This window comes from Bacillus sp. F9_6S_D1_P_5, assembly GCF_054823925.1.
Map to the genome: position 1 here is coordinate 188,911 of NZ_JBTREW010000003.1, position 17,071 is coordinate 205,981.

A 17,071-nucleotide genomic window follows, 5' to 3' on the forward strand; every position below is an offset into this window, starting at 1 on the left:
GTAGCGAATTGTTTTTTCCATTCTCCACTAATTATTATCCCGCAAATAGCCGGATAAAAAAAGATAAGGGGGCTCCCCTTATCTTTTTTTATTGCTATATTTTTTCTTCACTTTGTCACGTTCTGTTGCAAGTTTACGTTTATAGTTTGGTTTTACTTTTTTCGGCTTTTTAATAACTTTCGTTGCCATAACGTCAAGTTCATCATTTGGTTTCTTACGGCTCTTACGACGACGGCGTTCACCTAAATCCGCCCACTCATCTCCACGTAAATCTACATGTTTGAACTCAATATGACGTTGTTTTTCTAAACTATCTAACGCTTCTTCGTTTGCTGGATCATAAATCGTCACTGCAATACCTGAATGTCCTGCACGTGCTGTTCTTCCAACGCGGTGAACGAAGAAATCTAAATCTGATGGAAGTTCGTAGTTAATAACATGACTAATTCCTTCAATATCGATACCACGTGCTGCTAAGTCAGTTGCAACAATATATTGGAATTCAAGGTCACGAATTTGTTTCATCATTTTTTTACGATCACGTGGTGATAAATCACCGTGAATTCGTCCAACTTTTAAGCCACGTTCCATTAATCCGTCAGCAACCTGATCCGCCATCTTTTTCGTATTCGTGAAAACAACTGCTAAATATGGTTTAAATTGTAGCAACATTTTGTTCACTAAATCGATTTTGTTTCGATGTTTAGAAGGTACTAAATAATGCTCAATATTTCCAGCCGCAACTTGTTTTGGATTAATATGAATATGCTCTGGATTCTCCATATATTTCTTCAGAAACGGTTTTAGTTTTTGAGGAATTGTTGCAGAGAAAACTAGCATTTGCAAGTTTTTAGGCATGCGTGCTGCAATTTTGTCTACATCATGAATGAATCCCATATCAAGCATTAAGTCTGCTTCATCGACAATAATCGTATTTGCTTTATGAACAAATAGTGCTTGTTCTTCTACTAAGTCCTTAATACGTCCTGGTGTTCCAACTACAATATGAGGTTGTTTTTTCAACTTTTCAATTGAGCGTTGTTTATCAGTTCCACCAATTAAACAACGTGCTGTAATCATTTGATCTTCCGCACAGAACTTTGTTAATTTCACGATTTCTTCGTAAATTTGTTGTGCTAACTCACGAGTAGGCGCTGTAATAACAAGTTGTACTTCTTCACGACTTGCATTAATTCTGTTCAATGTAGGAAGTAAGTATGCATGTGTTTTCCCAGAACCTGTTTGGGATTGTCCAATTACACTTACACCTTTTTTCACGACTGGGAAAATTTTCTGTTGAATTCCTGTCGGCTCTGTAAAGCGTAGTTCACGAACTGCATCTATTAAAAATGGTTTAAAATCATACTGTGTAAAAGTTTGTTGTGTCATAAGTTACACCTTCTTTCTAAATTTCTACTGCGCGCACAAATCAGTCAAGTCTACATTATATCGAAATCTACAAGTAAAATCCATCTTTAGTTTAGGTTTTTCCTTCAAAAACTAACCTTCTTCCCCCTTATTGCATATTGTATGTGTATATACCTAACTGAAGAAAGGAGGATTTCTCACATGTTTCCAAAATCTCCCGCAAGACAAATGTATCCGAATCAAGGACAGCAACCTTATACACCATATCCAATTCCACAACTACCACCGATGGCACAAAAAAAGAAAGGGTTCCTTGCTAAACTCTTTAAAAAACACGATCCAACCCAACCTTACATGCAAATGGTTCCGCCTTATCGACAAATGGAAGGAGCACCGCCAATGATGCACCAGCAACAGCAACCACCACCCCAATATCGACAGCATTACCAACAGCAATACCAACAACAATACTCACAGCAATACCCGCAGCAATACCAACAGCAATATCAACCATACATGCAGCAGCATCCAGAGCAAATGATTCCCCCTCAAATGTACGAATCAAACGAAACGCGCGGCGGTGCAGCAACTACAGCAGCATCCAGTAGCGGCATCGGCAGTTTTTTTGCAAATTTAATTTCGAATCCAACTAATATGATAAACAATATCGAAAAAGTATCCCAAGTCGTTCAATCTGTAAGTCCTGTCGTCGAACAGTACGGTCCTATTATGCGTAACCTACCAAGCATTGTTAAAATCCTCACCTCTGGCAAAAGTACGGAAGAAGATTCAACTGAAAATCAGGCTGAAGACATAACAGAAAAGGTTGAGGTAGCAACTCCGCCTCCTCCACAAAAAAAAAGAAAAAGAAAAAAAATAGTGATTGAGCCAGTCATAGAAAAAGAATTAAGGGAGGAGCCTGTTCAAAAAATAGCAACAAAACCAAAACTATATGTGTAACAATCCTTTGTTTTCTATTCACTCCTCCTTTATAATGTAAAAGACTATGCACAAAAGTATCCCTTGTTTAGAAGGAGAGGATTACTCATATGAAAATTGTTAAAATTTCCCCTCGTGGTTATTGCTACGGTGTTGTGGACGCGATGGTTATTGCACGTAACGCCGCATTAGATACATCATTACCAAGACCTATTTATATTTTAGGTATGATTGTTCACAACAAACATGTAACAGATGCATTCGAAGAAGATGGCATCATTACATTAGACGGACCAAGTCGATTAGACATTTTAGATAAAATCGATTCTGGTACTGTTATTTTCACTGCACATGGTGTTTCTCCAGAAGTTAAACAACGTGCAAAAGAAAAAGGTTTAACAACAATCGATGCCACTTGCCCAGATGTTACAAAAACACATGACCTTATTGAAGCAAAGAAAGCTGAAGGTTACCATGTCATTTATATCGGCAAAAAAAATCATCCAGAACCAGAAGGCGCAGTTGGTATTGCACCTGACATCGTTCATCTTATCGAAAGAGCTGATGATTTAAAAACATTAGAAATTCCGACGGATAAAATTTTAGTTACAAATCAAACAACGATGAGCCAATGGGATGTTCAACATTTAATGGAGGACATTCAGAAGAAATTCCCAACAGCAGAATTCCATAAGGAAATTTGTTTAGCAACTCAAGTTCGCCAAGAAGCTGTTGCTAAGCAAGCTGATGTTGCAGACTTAACAATTGTTGTCGGTGATCCGAAAAGTAACAACTCAAACCGTTTAGCACAAGTATCACAAGAAATCGCTGGTACGAAAGCATATCGCGTTGCAGATGTAAGTGAAATCAAATTAGAATGGCTACAAGGTGTAGAAAACGTAGCTGTTACAGCAGGTGCTTCTACTCCAACGCCAATTACGAAAGAAGTTATCGCTTTCTTAGATCAATATGACCCAATGAATCCCGCTACATGGGAAAGGGTTCGAAAAGTACCGTTACAAAAAATATTACCTCGTGTAAAAGTGAAAAAAGAACAATAATAAAAACCGTTGCTTATATGAGCAACGGTTTTTATTTTTCTTATACAAATGTAAATGGATCTGTATGTAACTGCGAAGCATGAATATGTACATTCAGTTTCTTCGCATCTACTTTTTCTTGTAATTGCTTCTGTACACCTTGCTTCATTACCTTTTCAACGTTATGTCCTGGGTCGACTATATTTAAACCGAGCATCATCGCATCATGAGCAACATGATAATACATGTCACCTGTTACATATACATCCGCCCCTTTAAATTTAGCTTGATTGATGTATTTGTTACCATCACCACCAAGTACAGCTACTTTGCGCACTTTATCATCTAATTTCCCAACAACTCGTGCACCCTTTACATCTAATGATTGTTTTACATGTTCTGCAAACTGTCCAAGTGTCATTTCTTCTTGTAAATAGCCTATTTTTCCAAGCCCTAATGTTTCACCTTTATTATCAAGTGGATACACATCATACGCTACTTCCTCATATGGATGTGCCGTTAATATTGCTTTAATCACTTTTCGCTGTAGTGAAGCTGAAATAATCGTTTCGATTCGCACTTCTTCTACGCGCTCTAACTGCCCAGTTTCCCCGATATAAGGATTTGTCCCCTCTTGAGGTACAAACGTGCCTATACCCTCGCTATTAAACGTACAGTGGCTATAATTGCCGATATGACCCGCACCTGCATCTCCTAATGCTTTTCGTACTTCTTCTGCATGAGTTACTGGCACAAAAACAACAACTTTTTTCATTTCTTCTGCATATGTCGGTGCCAAAACTTCTGTATTTTGCAATCCTAATGCCTCAGCAAGTAAATCATTTACCCCGCCCTTAGCAACATCCACATTTGTATGTGCTGCATAGATTGCAATATCATTTTTAATACACTTTTCAATAATTTTCCCATACGCCTTATCTGTATGAATCGCTTTTAACGGGTTAAAAATTAAAGGGTGATGTGCAATAATGACATTTGCTCCTAATTGAATTGCTTCATCTACCACTTCTTCCGTTACATCTAACGCAATTAATACGTGCTGCACGGGTTTATTAAGCGCTCCAATTTGCAGGCCAATCTTATCTCCTTCCATCGCCAAATGCTTTGGATACATACTTTCAAATAAAGAAATAATTTCATGGCCATTTGGAATTTTACTCACGATAAAACCTCTCCTATCATTTTCATTTTCGCTTCTACTTCCGCACGCTTCGCTTTTGTTTCTTCAGAATCAACCGCACGTTCTAACTGTTTTAAAATATTTTGGAAGTTTTTCAACTCTCCTTCCCATTTTTCAACGAAAGCTTCACTTTTTTCTTTTATTAAAAATGGTCCCATAAATAATTCAGCTTGTTTATTTTCGGAATAAGGCAACGCGATGTTTCCTCGCTCTCCTACTAAAATCTCGTAAATTTTCCCATCTTCTTTTACGATTTTTTCATGGATAAGCTCCCATCCATTCTCAATAAACCATTCACGAATGTGATGCGCTGCAATATTCGGCTGTAAAATTAAACGTGTTACACCTTCTAATTTCTCTTTACCACTTTCTAAAATGTCACGAATTAACGCTCCGCCCATTCCAGCAACCGTAATTACATCTACTTCTCCTGGCGCTATAACAGCTAATCCATTCCCTTTACGCACATCTACTTTATCTTGTAAGCCACTTTCAGCTACAGTTGCTTGTGCAGAGCGAAATGGCCCATCTACAACCTCTCCTGCAACTGCTTTTGTAGCAATATTATTTATAATTGTATAACACGGTAAATACGCATGATCCGATCCAATATCAGCAACTGTAGATCCCACTGGTATTTCACGCACAACTTCTTCTAATCGTTTTGAAAGCTTTACTTCATTCATGTATTTCCATTACTCCTTCTCTTGTCAGTCTGTCTCCATGATAATGAATTTATAGTAGTTGTTGCAAGCCCATAACAACAATTCACTTCTCTATCATTCATCGTATTTTAGAAAATATAGAAAAACAAGCCCTTTGCATAAGCAAAAGACTTGTCATACGGAACTTTATTTTTTCTTCGATAACCAATCAGCTACTTTAGCGGCTTGATCAGCTGGAACTAAATTAGGTGGCATGTTTCCTTTTCCTTTCGAAATAACTTCTTGAATCTCTTCTTTCGAAAGTTTCCCACCAATTTTTTGTAAATTAGGTCCTACTGCCCCTTGTAACTGATCACCGTGGCAGCTCGTACAGCTTTGCTTCACAATATCCTCTGGCTTTGATGCTGTTTGCGTTGGCTTCCCGCCATTTTTTGCATCAGCTAACTCTTTAGATTTATTTAGCCCCTGAAATGAAAATACAAACATAACGATAATACCTAATGCTGCAATAAGAGCGAACGGAATCAGCGGATTACGTTTCATATCTCTTCTCCCCCCTCTATACCCCTAAATAGTTAGATGATTCAGTCATTTCCATTGTACTTGAAAACGCTCTATCAGAAAAGAGTAAACTACTAATCGTTAAAAATATTCCATAAATTCAGTTTATTGTTTTTTATTGTTATATCGCGTATTATTTCGATAATTATTAACGTTTCTCATCATATTTTTCACTTTTCTACATATATTTTTGTATAGAATAAACAAAATTAATCGAAAAATCGAAAAATGAGCATTTGCAAATCAAAAGACAATTCTGTAAAATAAATTACAAGAAATTGTAATCGTTGCTGATAGCTAAAGTTTAACAAAAATTAACAAAATAAAAAAGTTTACTTCACAAAGGTGAAGTAAACTTAAAAAGAACCTATTCTAAGAAATCCTTAAGACGCTTACTACGGCTTGGATGTCTTAATTTACGAAGTGCTTTTGCTTCAATTTGTCGGATACGTTCTCTCGTTACGCCGAATACTTTCCCAACTTCTTCAAGCGTACGAGTTCGTCCATCATCTAAACCAAAACGAAGACGCAGAACATTTTCTTCACGATCTGTTAGCGTGTCTAACACATCTTCTAATTGTTCTTTTAGCAATTCATACGCTGCATGGTCCGCAGGCGATGTTGCTTCTTGGTCTTCAATAAAATCACCTAAATGGGAGTCATCTTCTTCACCAATTGGTGTTTCAAGAGAAACTGGCTCCTGTGCAATTTTTAAGATTTCGCGTACTTTTTCTGGAGCAAGATCCATTTCTTCACCAATCTCTTCAGGAGATGGTTCACGTCCTAAATCTTGTAATAATTGACGTTGTACACGAATTAACTTATTAATCGTTTCAACCATATGAACTGGGATACGAATAGTTCGTGCTTGGTCTGCAATCGCACGTGTAATCGCTTGGCGAATCCACCAAGTTGCATACGTACTGAATTTGAAACCTTTACGATAATCGAACTTTTCAACTGCTTTAATTAGACCCATATTCCCTTCTTGGATTAAGTCTAAGAAAAGCATACCACGGCCCACGTAGCGCTTTGCAATACTTACTACAAGACGTAAGTTTGCTTCTGCAAGACGACGTTTCGCTTCTTCATCGCCCTCTTCAATACGCGTTGCAAGTCGAATTTCTTCTTCTGCAGATAGTAAATCTACACGACCAATTTCTTTTAAATACATACGAACTGGATCATTGATTTTAACCCCAGGTGGTACACTTAAATCGTTAAGGTCAAATTCTTCTTCCGCTTTTGTAATTTGGCGATTATTAGGACCTTCGTCGTTGTCATTGTCACCAACTAAGTCAATCCCTTGTTCACCTAAATATTCATAGTATTCATCCATTTGATCGGATTCAATTTCAAATCCATTCATGCGTTCTGCAATCTCTTCATATGTAAGAACGCCACGTTTTTTTCCGAGCTCAATGAGTTGTTCTTTCACTTGCTCAAGGGTCATTTCAGTTTCAATTTGTTTAGAACGAGCTGGTTTGTCAGCCATCTGTTCCCCTCCTTACGCGAGATACAAACATTCATTATACTAAAAATTTATCAAAAAAGCTATTTTCTCGCTTTTTGATTTTGTAAATATGCCACATAATATTTAGCAGCCTCTACAGGATCTGTTTTTTCCATTTGTTTTATCTTGAAGATGATTTCCATCTTTTCAAGTTTTTCTTGATGACGTCTAAGCGTCTCCAAATGGCCTTGCAACACTTCTTCTGTGTATTCTGGATTAATAAATTCATCCGTCGAAATATCAGTGATAATATTTTTCAACTTTTCATCAGAGAGCCAACTTAAAAATGTTCCGACTGAAGGTTCATTTCCCTTTTCATAATATGCGTATAGTTCATATAAAATCCCTTTATGTTCTTCTGTATGAAAATCTTCTATATGGGATTCCATACGAACAGCCACTTCTGGACTTTGCAACATATGGTAAATAATTTCTCTTTCTGCCCTTTCAAAACCTGTTAACTTCGGTTTTGTTTGAACAATTTGAGACGGCTTAGAAACCTGTTTTACTTGTTTTTGCTGTACCTTTTGTTCTTTGCGATATTGGTGCAATTGATTCAAAAGTGTTTCCATTGAATACGAAAATTCTTGCGATAACGACTTCAAATATGATTCTGCCTGCATCGCATCTTGTAGCAACGATAACTCTTTTAAAACACTCTTCACATATTCTTCTTTGCCAGATTCATCTTGCAAATTTTTCCCTAAACGCAAATAATTTATTTTAAAACCAACAAAACTTATACTTGATTTCACAAGATTTTCAAAAGCAGTCGTCCCATATTGTTGCACATATTCATCAGGATCAAGCTTATCTGGCAAGGATGTAACTTTCACTTGGCAACCAACTTGCAACAATAATTGCCCTGCTTTCATCGTTGCTTCTCGTCCTGCTTTATCACCATCATAGCAAAGAACAACAGTTTCAACGTTACGTCGCAGAAGTTTTGCTTGTTCTTCAGTTAAAGCTGTTCCCATTGTCGCAACAGCTTCTTCCACACCACTTTTTACCGCAGCTAGTACGTCGGCATACCCTTCAAAAAGGACCACTTGCCCACGTTTTCTAATAAACGGCCTCGCTTGGTGGAAGTTATACAACAATTTACTTTTATGAAAAATCGGTGTTTCAGGGCTATTTAAATATTTTGGAGTGTCATCTCCTAACGCCCTTCCACTAAACGCTATCACTTTACCTTGTAACGTGTAGATTGGAAACATAACCCTTCCACGGAAGCGATCATAATGACTACCATCCTTCTCGCTTCTTATGAGAAGACCAGCTTGTTCCATACTAGACAGCGATAAACCTCTTTTTTGTAAAATTTTCGTTGCTGCATCCCAAGCAGGTGACGCATAACCAATTTCAAACTTCTCAATCATCTCTTTCGTAATACCACGTTTTAACAAATACGAAAGTGCTTCATTTCCTTCTTCTGTATTTACTAATAAATGATGATAATACTTTTTCAAAAGTTCATGAGCCTGTTGCATGATGACAGTGTCATCAGATATGTCCTCTTGTTGTCCTTGCCCTGATGTATACTCTGCAACCGCAATTCCATTTCTTTCACCTAGCTTTTGAACAGCCTCGGTAAAAGCCAGTCCTTCCATTTTCATTAGAAAGGAAAATACATTTCCACCTTCTCCACATCCGAAGCAATGAAAAATTTGCTTATCAGATGAAACAGAGAATGAAGGAGAATTCTCACCATGAAATGGACAAAGGCCGAAATAGTTACGCCCCTGTTTTCTAAGTTGAACGTATTCACCAATCACTTCTACAATATCCGATGATGTCCGAATCTGTTCAACAACTTCTTCGGGAATTCTGTTCCCCATAAATCCATCTCCGTGTCGTATTTTGTATTCGATATAAATTAAAAAATTCCTTTATAATTCGACAATATTTTTTCTAAACTTATTAGAAAGTGTTGTCGATTACGTTATCAAACGATTTTGCAGGCCATTTTCTGCGCCATTTCGCAGATACGTACCTACTATATAAAATTGTATCCATTTGCTCATCTGTTACAAATGTACCTCCTGGAGACAATACATATACACTTTTTTACAAGAAGACTAGCAAGCACCATATCCTATATGATCACGAGATCTGCTTCTTTTGCATGTTGATACATATAAAAAAATCAACTTTAGCTTATTCAGCATCTACATAGATCCAATTTCCTTGCTGCTTCCTTAAACGATGAGCATACGATGTGACAAACAAAATTTCGACATGAACTTTCGTTCCAACTTGCACAATTTTCAGCATTCACAGTATATGCATCTGCATCAACTAATACGATATTGATGTTTTGCATATTTCTGTATTCTACATCCCTTCTGCGAATCCTTCCATAATGTGCGTTTTCTTGTATAGATTTTGTCGATTTAACGTAATTACATGTCTTTTCGTAAATCCTATCCCTAGTTTATTCTGAAAAATTAAAGTCTAAACGTAAAATATAGGTTTTTATCACAATTTTTTATTATAATATATTTTCTTCAACTACGCTACATATCCCTTTATTTTTTCATCTTCTATTTCAGGATAACGAAACCATGCCTTTAACATAATAAAAAGCGAGAAGAATATAAGTATAACCACTTCGCTATCATCTATTACGAAATCAACAGGCATAGTGTTTCTCACGAGCGAAAAAAGCACATTCACCTTTGGTAAATGTGCTAAAACATTTTTTGGTTTTGCACTGCATTCACAATAATGTTAGCCGTTTCTTCAATCGCTTTGTTCGATACATCAATTACTTGACAATTTATTTTACTAACTACATTCTCAAAGTGATCAATTTCTTCTTTAATACGATTAATATTGGCATATGTTGCACCGTCACTTAGTCCAAGTGATTTCAATCGCTCTTTTCGAATATGATTCAACTTCTCTGGTGTAATTTTTAAACCGAAGCATTTTTCTTTAGCCACTTGATATAGTTCTTCAGGCGGATCTACTTCTGGTACGAGTGGTACATTGGCAACTTTCAAACGTTTGTTATGAGCTAAATATTGAGAAAGTGGTGTTTTTGATGTGCGCGAAATGCCAATCAACACGATATCTGCTTTCAAAATACCACGTGCATCTCTACCATCATCATACTTTACAGCAAACTCAATCGCTTCAATCTTTTTAAAGTATTCTTCATCTAATCTACGAACAACACCCGGCTCATATCTCGGCACTTGCCCTGTAATTTCTTCGATTTGATCGATAAGAGGCCCAATAATATCATATGCCTCTACGCCTTCTTTCGCAGCCTCTGTCACTAAATACTGACGCATGTCAGGCTTTACTAATGTAAAACAGATAAGCGCTTGATTGCTCTTAGCAATCGAAATCACTTCTTTTAATGTCCCTGTATCTTCAACATACGGTACACGTCTAATATCAGGAGCAAATGGGAATTGCCCCATTGCCGCTCGAACAACCAAATCAGCCGTTTCTCCAACAGAATCAGATACGACATATACGATTTTATTATCCATTACATTACCTCACTTTAAACAAATTACACTTACTCGTTATTTACTAAGTTTACAAACGCACGTGTAATATTTGTTTTTGTAATTCGTCCAATCACTTCTAAACCTTGTTTCGTATCTTTTACAACTGGCATCGCATCAATCTGTCTTTCTATTAATTCCATCGCAATATCATATAAAGAATCTTCTCTACGACACATCGCAATGTTTGGCATCCTTGTCATGATAATATTAACCGGAAGAGAGGTTAAATCCTGCTTGCCTAGGCTAGCTCGTAATAAATCTTTACGAGATACAACACCAACTAATAGAGTAGATTGATCTACAACGAATAATGTACCTACATCCTCTAAAAACATAGTACAAATCGCATCGTATACTGATACATTTTTATCAATTACAACTGGTCTAGATTGATAATCTTGTACTTTAATTTTCTTAACAGCTTCAGATAATAGCTGCCCCCCAGTTTTACCCGTATAAAAATAACCTACGCGTGGACGCGCTTCTAAATAACCAGCCATCGTTAAAATTGCTAAGTCTGGTCTTAGCGTTGCACGTGTTAATCCCAATTGCGCAGCAATTGACTCCCCTGTAATAGGACCGTGATCTTTTACAATCTGAATGATATGTTCTTGCCGTTTATTCAGCTCTATGATAATCACCACCTTTAATGCACAACGAAAAAAGTTATACTATCTCTTAAATATTATATACTAAATATGCTATTCGAAAAAGATAGGATGTAAAAAGGACCGTATACGGTCCAAATTATATTTGAAACTTATCAAGTTGTTCTAAGAAACGTCTTGATTTCAAATAAATCCCGCAATATTCATCATAATATGTATTCAATACTAAACGCATTTGTTTTTTTGTGCTATCCTTCACTGATACATTGCCAAGTCTATGTAAATCGAAGTGGTAAAAAAGACGCAATAATTTATGAACAGCTTCCCCCACCGGTATACGATACTGATCTTGCTCAGCATGACGCGAGCACAGAAAACCGCCTTCCCGGACAGAGAAGGCGACAAAATCTGTTTCTTGATGACAAATCGCACATGTATCAAAGTACGGGCGCATCCCTAATACCGGAAGCATTTTCGTTTGATAAATTAATGATAATACTTCTGGATCAACACCCTCACACATATAATGCAACGTTTGATATAACATTTCAAATAAATATGGATTATGTTTTTTATCTTCTGTTGCTTTATCAGTTAACTCAACAATAAATGATGCATAAGCAGTTAAAAATATATCCTCGCGAATTTCTTTCATAGTTGAAATAATCTCGCCTTGTTGCAAAGTTCCAAGTCCAGATCCCATTTGAATAAGGAAATGACCATGTGTCATAAGTTGCGAAACAGATGCTAACCGACTTTTCGGTTTTTTTGCTCCTCTTGCCATCGCACTTACCTTACCCAACTCTCTTGAGAATATCGTAACAATCTTGTTCGTTTCTCCGTAATCTGTCGTACGGATAACGATGCCCTCAACTTTTTGAAACATGTTCGTCACCATCCAAGGTTTGAACAAAACGGGTCAAGAAATTGGAGAGTCTAGATGCGCTAGCTCCTCTTCATGTTGATCCATCTCATCGTTTACGTCTTTTTCCATTTCTTTCAAAAGCAAGTACGTCTCAATGCTTCCTGTTTTGGAGAAAAACTTCCAGGTAAAATCTAGCATAAGAATCCACCTTTCTCAATAAGCGTAGCCTATAAACCAATTTCCTTTGTTGTTATTAAATTGACCCATTTTGTCCATTTTCATGTGAGAAAAATTTTTCCTAATTTATCAAAACTCATAAAAACCAATAATCAGCGGATGAACAAAACATCCGCTGATTACAGCTTTACTCTATTTTAATACTCGTCTTCGCGGAAACCAAGGTCACGAAGCTGAGACATTTTATTACGCCAATCTTTTTGCACTTTTACCCATACTTCTAAAAATACTTTAGAACCAAGTAATGCTTCAATATCAAAACGAGCTCGCTTACCGACTTCTTTTAGCATCTTCCCTTGTTTCCCGATAATAATTCCTTTTTGCGACGGACGTTCAACAACAATCGTTGCATTTATATAAACTGCCCCGCCTTCGCGTTTTTGAATTGCATCGATAACAACAGCCACAGAATGCGGTACTTCTTCACGTGTTAAATGTAGTACCTTCTCACGAATAAGCTCTGCAATAATAAATCTCTCCGGATGATCCGTTACTTGATTATCTGGGTAGTATTGTGGTCCTTCTGGTAAATACTTTTTAATTGTTCCAATTAAAGCGTCCACATTATTACCGTCTAATGCAGAAATCGGTACAATCTCTGCAAACTCATGTAGTTTGCGGTATTGGTCAATTAACTCTAATAACTGCTCTGGATGCAATTGGTCAATTTTATTAATGACTAAAAACACTGGTTGTTTCGTCTCTTTTAATTTCTCAATGATGAATTCCTCACCACGACCAAACCCTTCAACCGCATTAACCATAAACAGAACGATATCAACTTCTTTTAATGTCGTTTGCGCCATTTTTACCATGAAGTCGCCTAGCTTATGTTTCGGTTTATGTATCCCTGGTGTATCAATGAAAATTACTTGTGAATCATTTTCTGTATATACGCCTTGAATTTTATTACGAGTTGTTTGTGGTTTATCACTCATAATGGCAATTTTTTGGCCGATAATACGATTTAGAAATGTAGATTTCCCAACATTCGGTCTGCCAATAATAGAGACAAAACCTGATTTATAACCTTTTCTATTCATGTAAATCCTCCGCTAAAAATGCTCCTGGTAACAATTCTCCGACTGTCGTCTCTTGAACGTCACCATGTAAGTTTGATAGGTATACTTTCGTATCCTGTTTACATAATTCTACCATAACTTGTCGACATGCTCCACAAGGAGGTACTGGACGCTTTGTATCCGCCACAACTGCGATAGCTACAAACTCTTTATCTCCTTCAGAAACCGCCTTAAATAAGGCTGTTCTTTCTGCACAGTTACATAAGCCATATGATGCATTCTCAACATTACATCCACGATACACTTTTCCATCCTGTGTTAATAATGCTGCACCTACTTGAAATTTAGAATATGGTACGTACGCTTGTTTACGCGCTTCGATTGCTTCTTGAATTAATTGTTTACTATTCATATTCCCGCATCCTTCCTGTTCACAGCTGTGAATAGATACACTCTCTTATTAAAGGCCTTTACGGCACTTCCAAAGCCTAATAAAAGCTTTGGAATGCAACTATACCACATACGGTAAAAAGATAATAGCACCAATTATAACGGCTATTATTGCAAACAATAAAACCGCTCCCGCTGCGACATCCTTTGCAATTTTTGCAAACGGATGTATATCCGTAGTCGCTAAATCTACTGTTTTTTCCACAGCCGTATTTACCATCTCTAAACTCATTACAATTCCTATTACAATAAGTACTACCATCCACTCTACTTTCGTAATATGGAAATAAAAGCCGCAGCATATAACAATGACTGCGGCTAAATAATGAATTTTCATATTTCGTTCATGACGAAGACAAAAGAATATACCTGCTATAGCATATCCAAAACTATTTATAAGTTTTCCTTTTTTCATCGTCCTAATCCAAATGCTTCTAAAATTTCTTTTTGTCTTCCGAACATTTCTTTTTCATCCTCTTCTGTCATGTGGTCATAACCAAGCAAATGTAAAAAGCCATGTAACGCTAAAAAGCCAAGTTCACGATCAAAAGAATGTCCATACTCTTCAGCTTGTTCTTTCGCTCTCGGAATAGAAATAATAAGGTCACCTAACATGCGAGGCATCTCTGCACCTACAATTTCCATTTCTCCTTCTCCCATTTCTTCCATAGCAAAGGAAATGACATCAGTAGGCTGATCCTTATCTCGGTAATCACGATTAATCTCGCGAATGCGTTCGTTATCTACAAATGTCACGGATAACTCCGCACCCTCCTCTATTTTTTCCATTTGAGCCGCTGTTCCTAATATCTCACGAATTAAATTCACATATTCTTCTTTCACTTCTTCTGTTTCATCAATGAAATCAATTAATAAACTCATTCTTTCTCCTTCTCTTCCGGTGGTTCCGGATATGTAATACGCGAATGGAAAATACCATTTAACGTTTCACATAACGTTTTTCCAACGATTTGTAGTTCCTTAAATGTCAAATCACATTCACTAAATTGCCCATCTTGCAGACGATCTTTAATAATATTTTGTACTAAATTATTAATTTGATCTGGCGTTGGGTGATTCATAGAACGTACCGCCGCTTCAACACTATCAGCAATACCAACAATTGCCGATTCTTTAGAAGTTGCTTTTGATCCCGGGTAACGGAACATCTCTTCTGTATATTTTTCTTTATCTTCTTTAATCGCTTTATAATAAAAATATTTAAGGAGCGTTGTACCATGATGTTGTCCAGCAATATCGATAATCTCTTGCGGAATATGGTATTCTTCGAGCATTTTCACTCCATCTGTTACATGAGCAATGATAATATCTTTACTGGTCACAGGATCTAATTTATCATGCGGATTTTCAATTCCCATCTGGTTTTCAATAAAGAATTGTGGTTGTACCGTTTTTCCTACATCATGATAATACGCCCCTACACGTGCTAATACACCATTTGCTCCAACTGCTTCACAAGCCGACTCAGAAAGATTCGCTACCATTACACTATGGTGATATGTTCCTGGCGCTTCTAACAAAATCCTACGCAAAAGCGGATGATTCGGACTTGATAGTTCCATAAGTTTCATGCTTGATACAATTCCAAGTCCACTTTCTAAATATGGTAATATTCCCATAGCCAAAACAGATGAGATAATCCCTGAAACGGAAGCCATCAATAATTGCGTACCAATTTCAAGAGGTGAAAAATTCCCATTACGTAATAATAATAACGCCGCCAAGACGACTACATTTAAGATAGAAACAAGTATACCAGCTTGCAAAATCATCGTACGACGATTTTTTTCGCGCAAGAAAATACTTACTGATAATGAACTTAATAACACATAAATACCTACACTATAATTCAGTGTACTTGTTACCCCTTCATTAAACATAATACTTCCGCACACAGAAAAAATCATACTTGTTAAAAATACAAATCGATCGCCAATCATTAGTTTTACAAGTATTGTTCCCATCGCAACAGGGACAACATACGCAATTCCTGCATATTCAAGCTTTTGAAACAAACTAATAATTTTCATTAAAACAATCGTGATAGACAAAATTGTAATATACGCTAAAATGTACGGTCTGTCTTCTCTTTTCCGCTGTAAAAATACTTCAAACTGCTTATGCATAAAGTATAGTAACACGCCAATGAGCACCGCTAATCCAACATAAGGCTGAAAACTATTACCTTTCTCTAATAAACCGACTAATTTCAACTGATTATACATATCACTTGAAATTGTTTCACCTTCTCTAACAATAACTTGTCCTTGAAGAATATAAACAGGTGGAACTAAATCTTCTTCTGCTTTCTTCTTCTCTTTCGTTACAGCTGGATCATAAAAATAATTTGCTGTAATCGCATAAGATCCTAGCGCATTCACAGCTTCCTTTAATCCGCTATTCACATTAAGGCTCTTCATTTCATTAACAAATCGCTCTTTCGCTGCCATTTCTTCGGACATTTTAATATTTCCACCCATAATAACACTAACAGACGTTAAAGCCGCATTCTTTGCTAATTCTAATTGATCCGGTTCTGCATTAATAAAGTATAATAAATTCTCATCCGATAATTCCTTTGTTAAATTAGATGGCAACTTCTTCTTCAATTTTTCTAATTTATTAGCATCGGTCATCTTTTTTTGCTCTTCAGGTCCAGCAGCTTTCATCTCCTGAATTACTTCATTTACCTTAGCAAAAACATCATTTACAATATCTACTCTATTTTGTTTATATTCACTTCTATATGTATATTGATCCCCGACTTTTTGAGCGGCCTCTTGTTTTTTTCTGTCCGTTATAACCTTATCTTCAATTTTAATAGGAGAATGAATTGTTTTTTTCGCAATAGAATACATATCAACATCTAATTGCTCTGGTTTCACATTATTCATAAGTGCAAAAAACAGCACTGCTCCTAATAAAACGTAAGAAATCCAACTTAGTTTTTTCGAATGTTGTAAATTACGAAACCACTTAGAAATTTCTTGAGATCTTAACATGATTTCAATACCTTCTCCTCTCCAGAAATAAAGTGAAACTATTTATAGCTTTCAT

The 17,071-nt window shown here is 36.5% G+C and carries 18 protein-coding genes; 2 read left to right on the plus strand and 16 right to left on the minus strand.

Going from position 1 to position 17,071, the window contains the following annotated elements:
* Positions 1-78: 78 nt before the first annotated feature.
* Entirely contained in the window at positions 79-1,389 is a 1,311-nt protein-coding gene (locus tag ACUXEY_RS05745) for a DEAD/DEAH box helicase (RefSeq protein ID WP_048531209.1), read from the minus strand.
* Between the two features lie 180 nt (positions 1,390-1,569).
* On the opposite strand from ACUXEY_RS05745, the gene vrrA reads away from it, so the two are divergent.
* Entirely contained in the window at positions 1,570-2,328 is a 759-nt protein-coding gene (gene vrrA / locus ACUXEY_RS05750; RefSeq protein ID WP_461300265.1) for a VrrA/YqfQ family protein, read from the plus strand.
* Between the two features lie 89 nt (positions 2,329-2,417).
* Positions 2,418-3,368, plus strand: coding sequence for a 4-hydroxy-3-methylbut-2-enyl diphosphate reductase (locus ACUXEY_RS05755; RefSeq protein ID WP_048531213.1), 951 nt, complete (start codon positions 2,418-2,420; stop codon positions 3,366-3,368).
* A gap of 40 nt (positions 3,369-3,408) precedes the next feature.
* Here the strand turns inward: ACUXEY_RS05755 and ACUXEY_RS05760 are convergent, their stop codons facing one another.
* The 15 genes from ACUXEY_RS05760 to ACUXEY_RS05830 all read right to left on the minus strand — a co-directional run bounded on the left by ACUXEY_RS05760 (position 3,409) and on the right by ACUXEY_RS05830 (position 17,016).
* Positions 3,409-4,530 (minus strand): Nif3-like dinuclear metal center hexameric protein, encoded by a 1,122-nt coding sequence (locus ACUXEY_RS05760; protein WP_461300266.1) that lies wholly within the window; start codon positions 4,528-4,530, stop codon positions 3,409-3,411.
* The gene (locus ACUXEY_RS05765; protein ID WP_166701783.1) at positions 4,527-5,234 is read right to left on the minus strand and encodes a tRNA (adenine(22)-N(1))-methyltransferase; all 708 of its coding nucleotides are present in this window, start codon (positions 5,232-5,234) and stop codon (positions 4,527-4,529) included. Before ACUXEY_RS05765 ends, ACUXEY_RS05760 begins: the two co-directional genes overlap by 4 nt.
* Positions 5,235-5,399: 165 nt before the next feature.
* Positions 5,400-5,756 carry a cytochrome c550 gene (cccA, locus tag ACUXEY_RS05770; protein ID WP_048531220.1) on the minus strand — a complete coding sequence of 119 codons (357 nt, stop codon included), beginning with the start codon at positions 5,754-5,756 and terminating at the stop codon, positions 5,400-5,402.
* Between the two features lie 385 nt (positions 5,757-6,141).
* Positions 6,142-7,269, minus strand: coding sequence for an RNA polymerase sigma factor RpoD (gene rpoD, locus ACUXEY_RS05775; RefSeq protein WP_461300267.1), 1,128 nt, complete (start codon positions 7,267-7,269; stop codon positions 6,142-6,144).
* 59 nt (positions 7,270-7,328) lie between these two features.
* Positions 7,329-9,125 carry a DNA primase gene (gene dnaG / locus ACUXEY_RS05780; RefSeq protein WP_000528216.1) on the minus strand — a complete coding sequence of 599 codons (1,797 nt, stop codon included), beginning with the start codon at positions 9,123-9,125 and terminating at the stop codon, positions 7,329-7,331.
* Positions 9,126-9,207: 82 nt separating this feature from the next.
* Positions 9,208-9,339, minus strand: a complete 132-nt coding sequence (locus ACUXEY_RS05785; protein WP_279588524.1) for a hypothetical protein — start codon at positions 9,337-9,339, stop codon at positions 9,208-9,210.
* A 638-nt stretch (positions 9,340-9,977) separates the two neighbouring features.
* Positions 9,978-10,790, minus strand: coding sequence for a pyruvate, water dikinase regulatory protein (locus tag ACUXEY_RS05790; RefSeq protein WP_000368943.1), 813 nt, complete (start codon positions 10,788-10,790; stop codon positions 9,978-9,980).
* 29 nt (positions 10,791-10,819) lie between these two features.
* On the minus strand, positions 10,820-11,452 hold the full coding sequence (locus ACUXEY_RS05795) for a helix-turn-helix transcriptional regulator (RefSeq protein ID WP_000583758.1): 633 nt from the start codon (positions 11,450-11,452) through the stop codon (positions 10,820-10,822).
* 106 nt (positions 11,453-11,558) lie between these two features.
* Complete coding sequence (gene recO / locus ACUXEY_RS05800) at positions 11,559-12,305, minus strand: DNA repair protein RecO (protein ID WP_000487010.1); 747 nt, start codon at positions 12,303-12,305, stop codon at positions 11,559-11,561.
* A 33-nt stretch (positions 12,306-12,338) separates the two neighbouring features.
* On the minus strand, positions 12,339-12,482 hold the full coding sequence (locus ACUXEY_RS05805) for a YqzL family protein (RefSeq protein WP_000883924.1): 144 nt from the start codon (positions 12,480-12,482) through the stop codon (positions 12,339-12,341).
* 176 nt (positions 12,483-12,658) lie between these two features.
* On the minus strand, positions 12,659-13,564 hold the full coding sequence (gene era, locus ACUXEY_RS05810; protein ID WP_048531222.1) for a GTPase Era: 906 nt from the start codon (positions 13,562-13,564) through the stop codon (positions 12,659-12,661).
* A complete protein-coding gene (locus ACUXEY_RS05815; RefSeq protein ID WP_166701782.1) occupies positions 13,557-13,955 on the minus strand; it encodes a cytidine deaminase in 399 nt (132 codons plus the stop codon). Before ACUXEY_RS05815 ends, era begins: the two co-directional genes overlap by 8 nt.
* Before the next feature lie 99 nt (positions 13,956-14,054).
* Complete coding sequence (locus ACUXEY_RS05820; protein WP_048531224.1) at positions 14,055-14,408, minus strand: diacylglycerol kinase family protein; 354 nt, start codon at positions 14,406-14,408, stop codon at positions 14,055-14,057.
* Entirely contained in the window at positions 14,405-14,875 is a 471-nt protein-coding gene (ybeY, locus tag ACUXEY_RS05825) for an rRNA maturation RNase YbeY (RefSeq protein ID WP_166701781.1), read from the minus strand. Before ybeY ends, ACUXEY_RS05820 begins: the two co-directional genes overlap by 4 nt.
* A complete protein-coding gene (locus tag ACUXEY_RS05830; RefSeq protein WP_461300268.1) occupies positions 14,872-17,016 on the minus strand; it encodes an HD family phosphohydrolase in 2,145 nt (714 codons plus the stop codon). Before ACUXEY_RS05830 ends, ybeY begins: the two co-directional genes overlap by 4 nt.
* Positions 17,017-17,071: the final 55 nt, after the last annotated feature.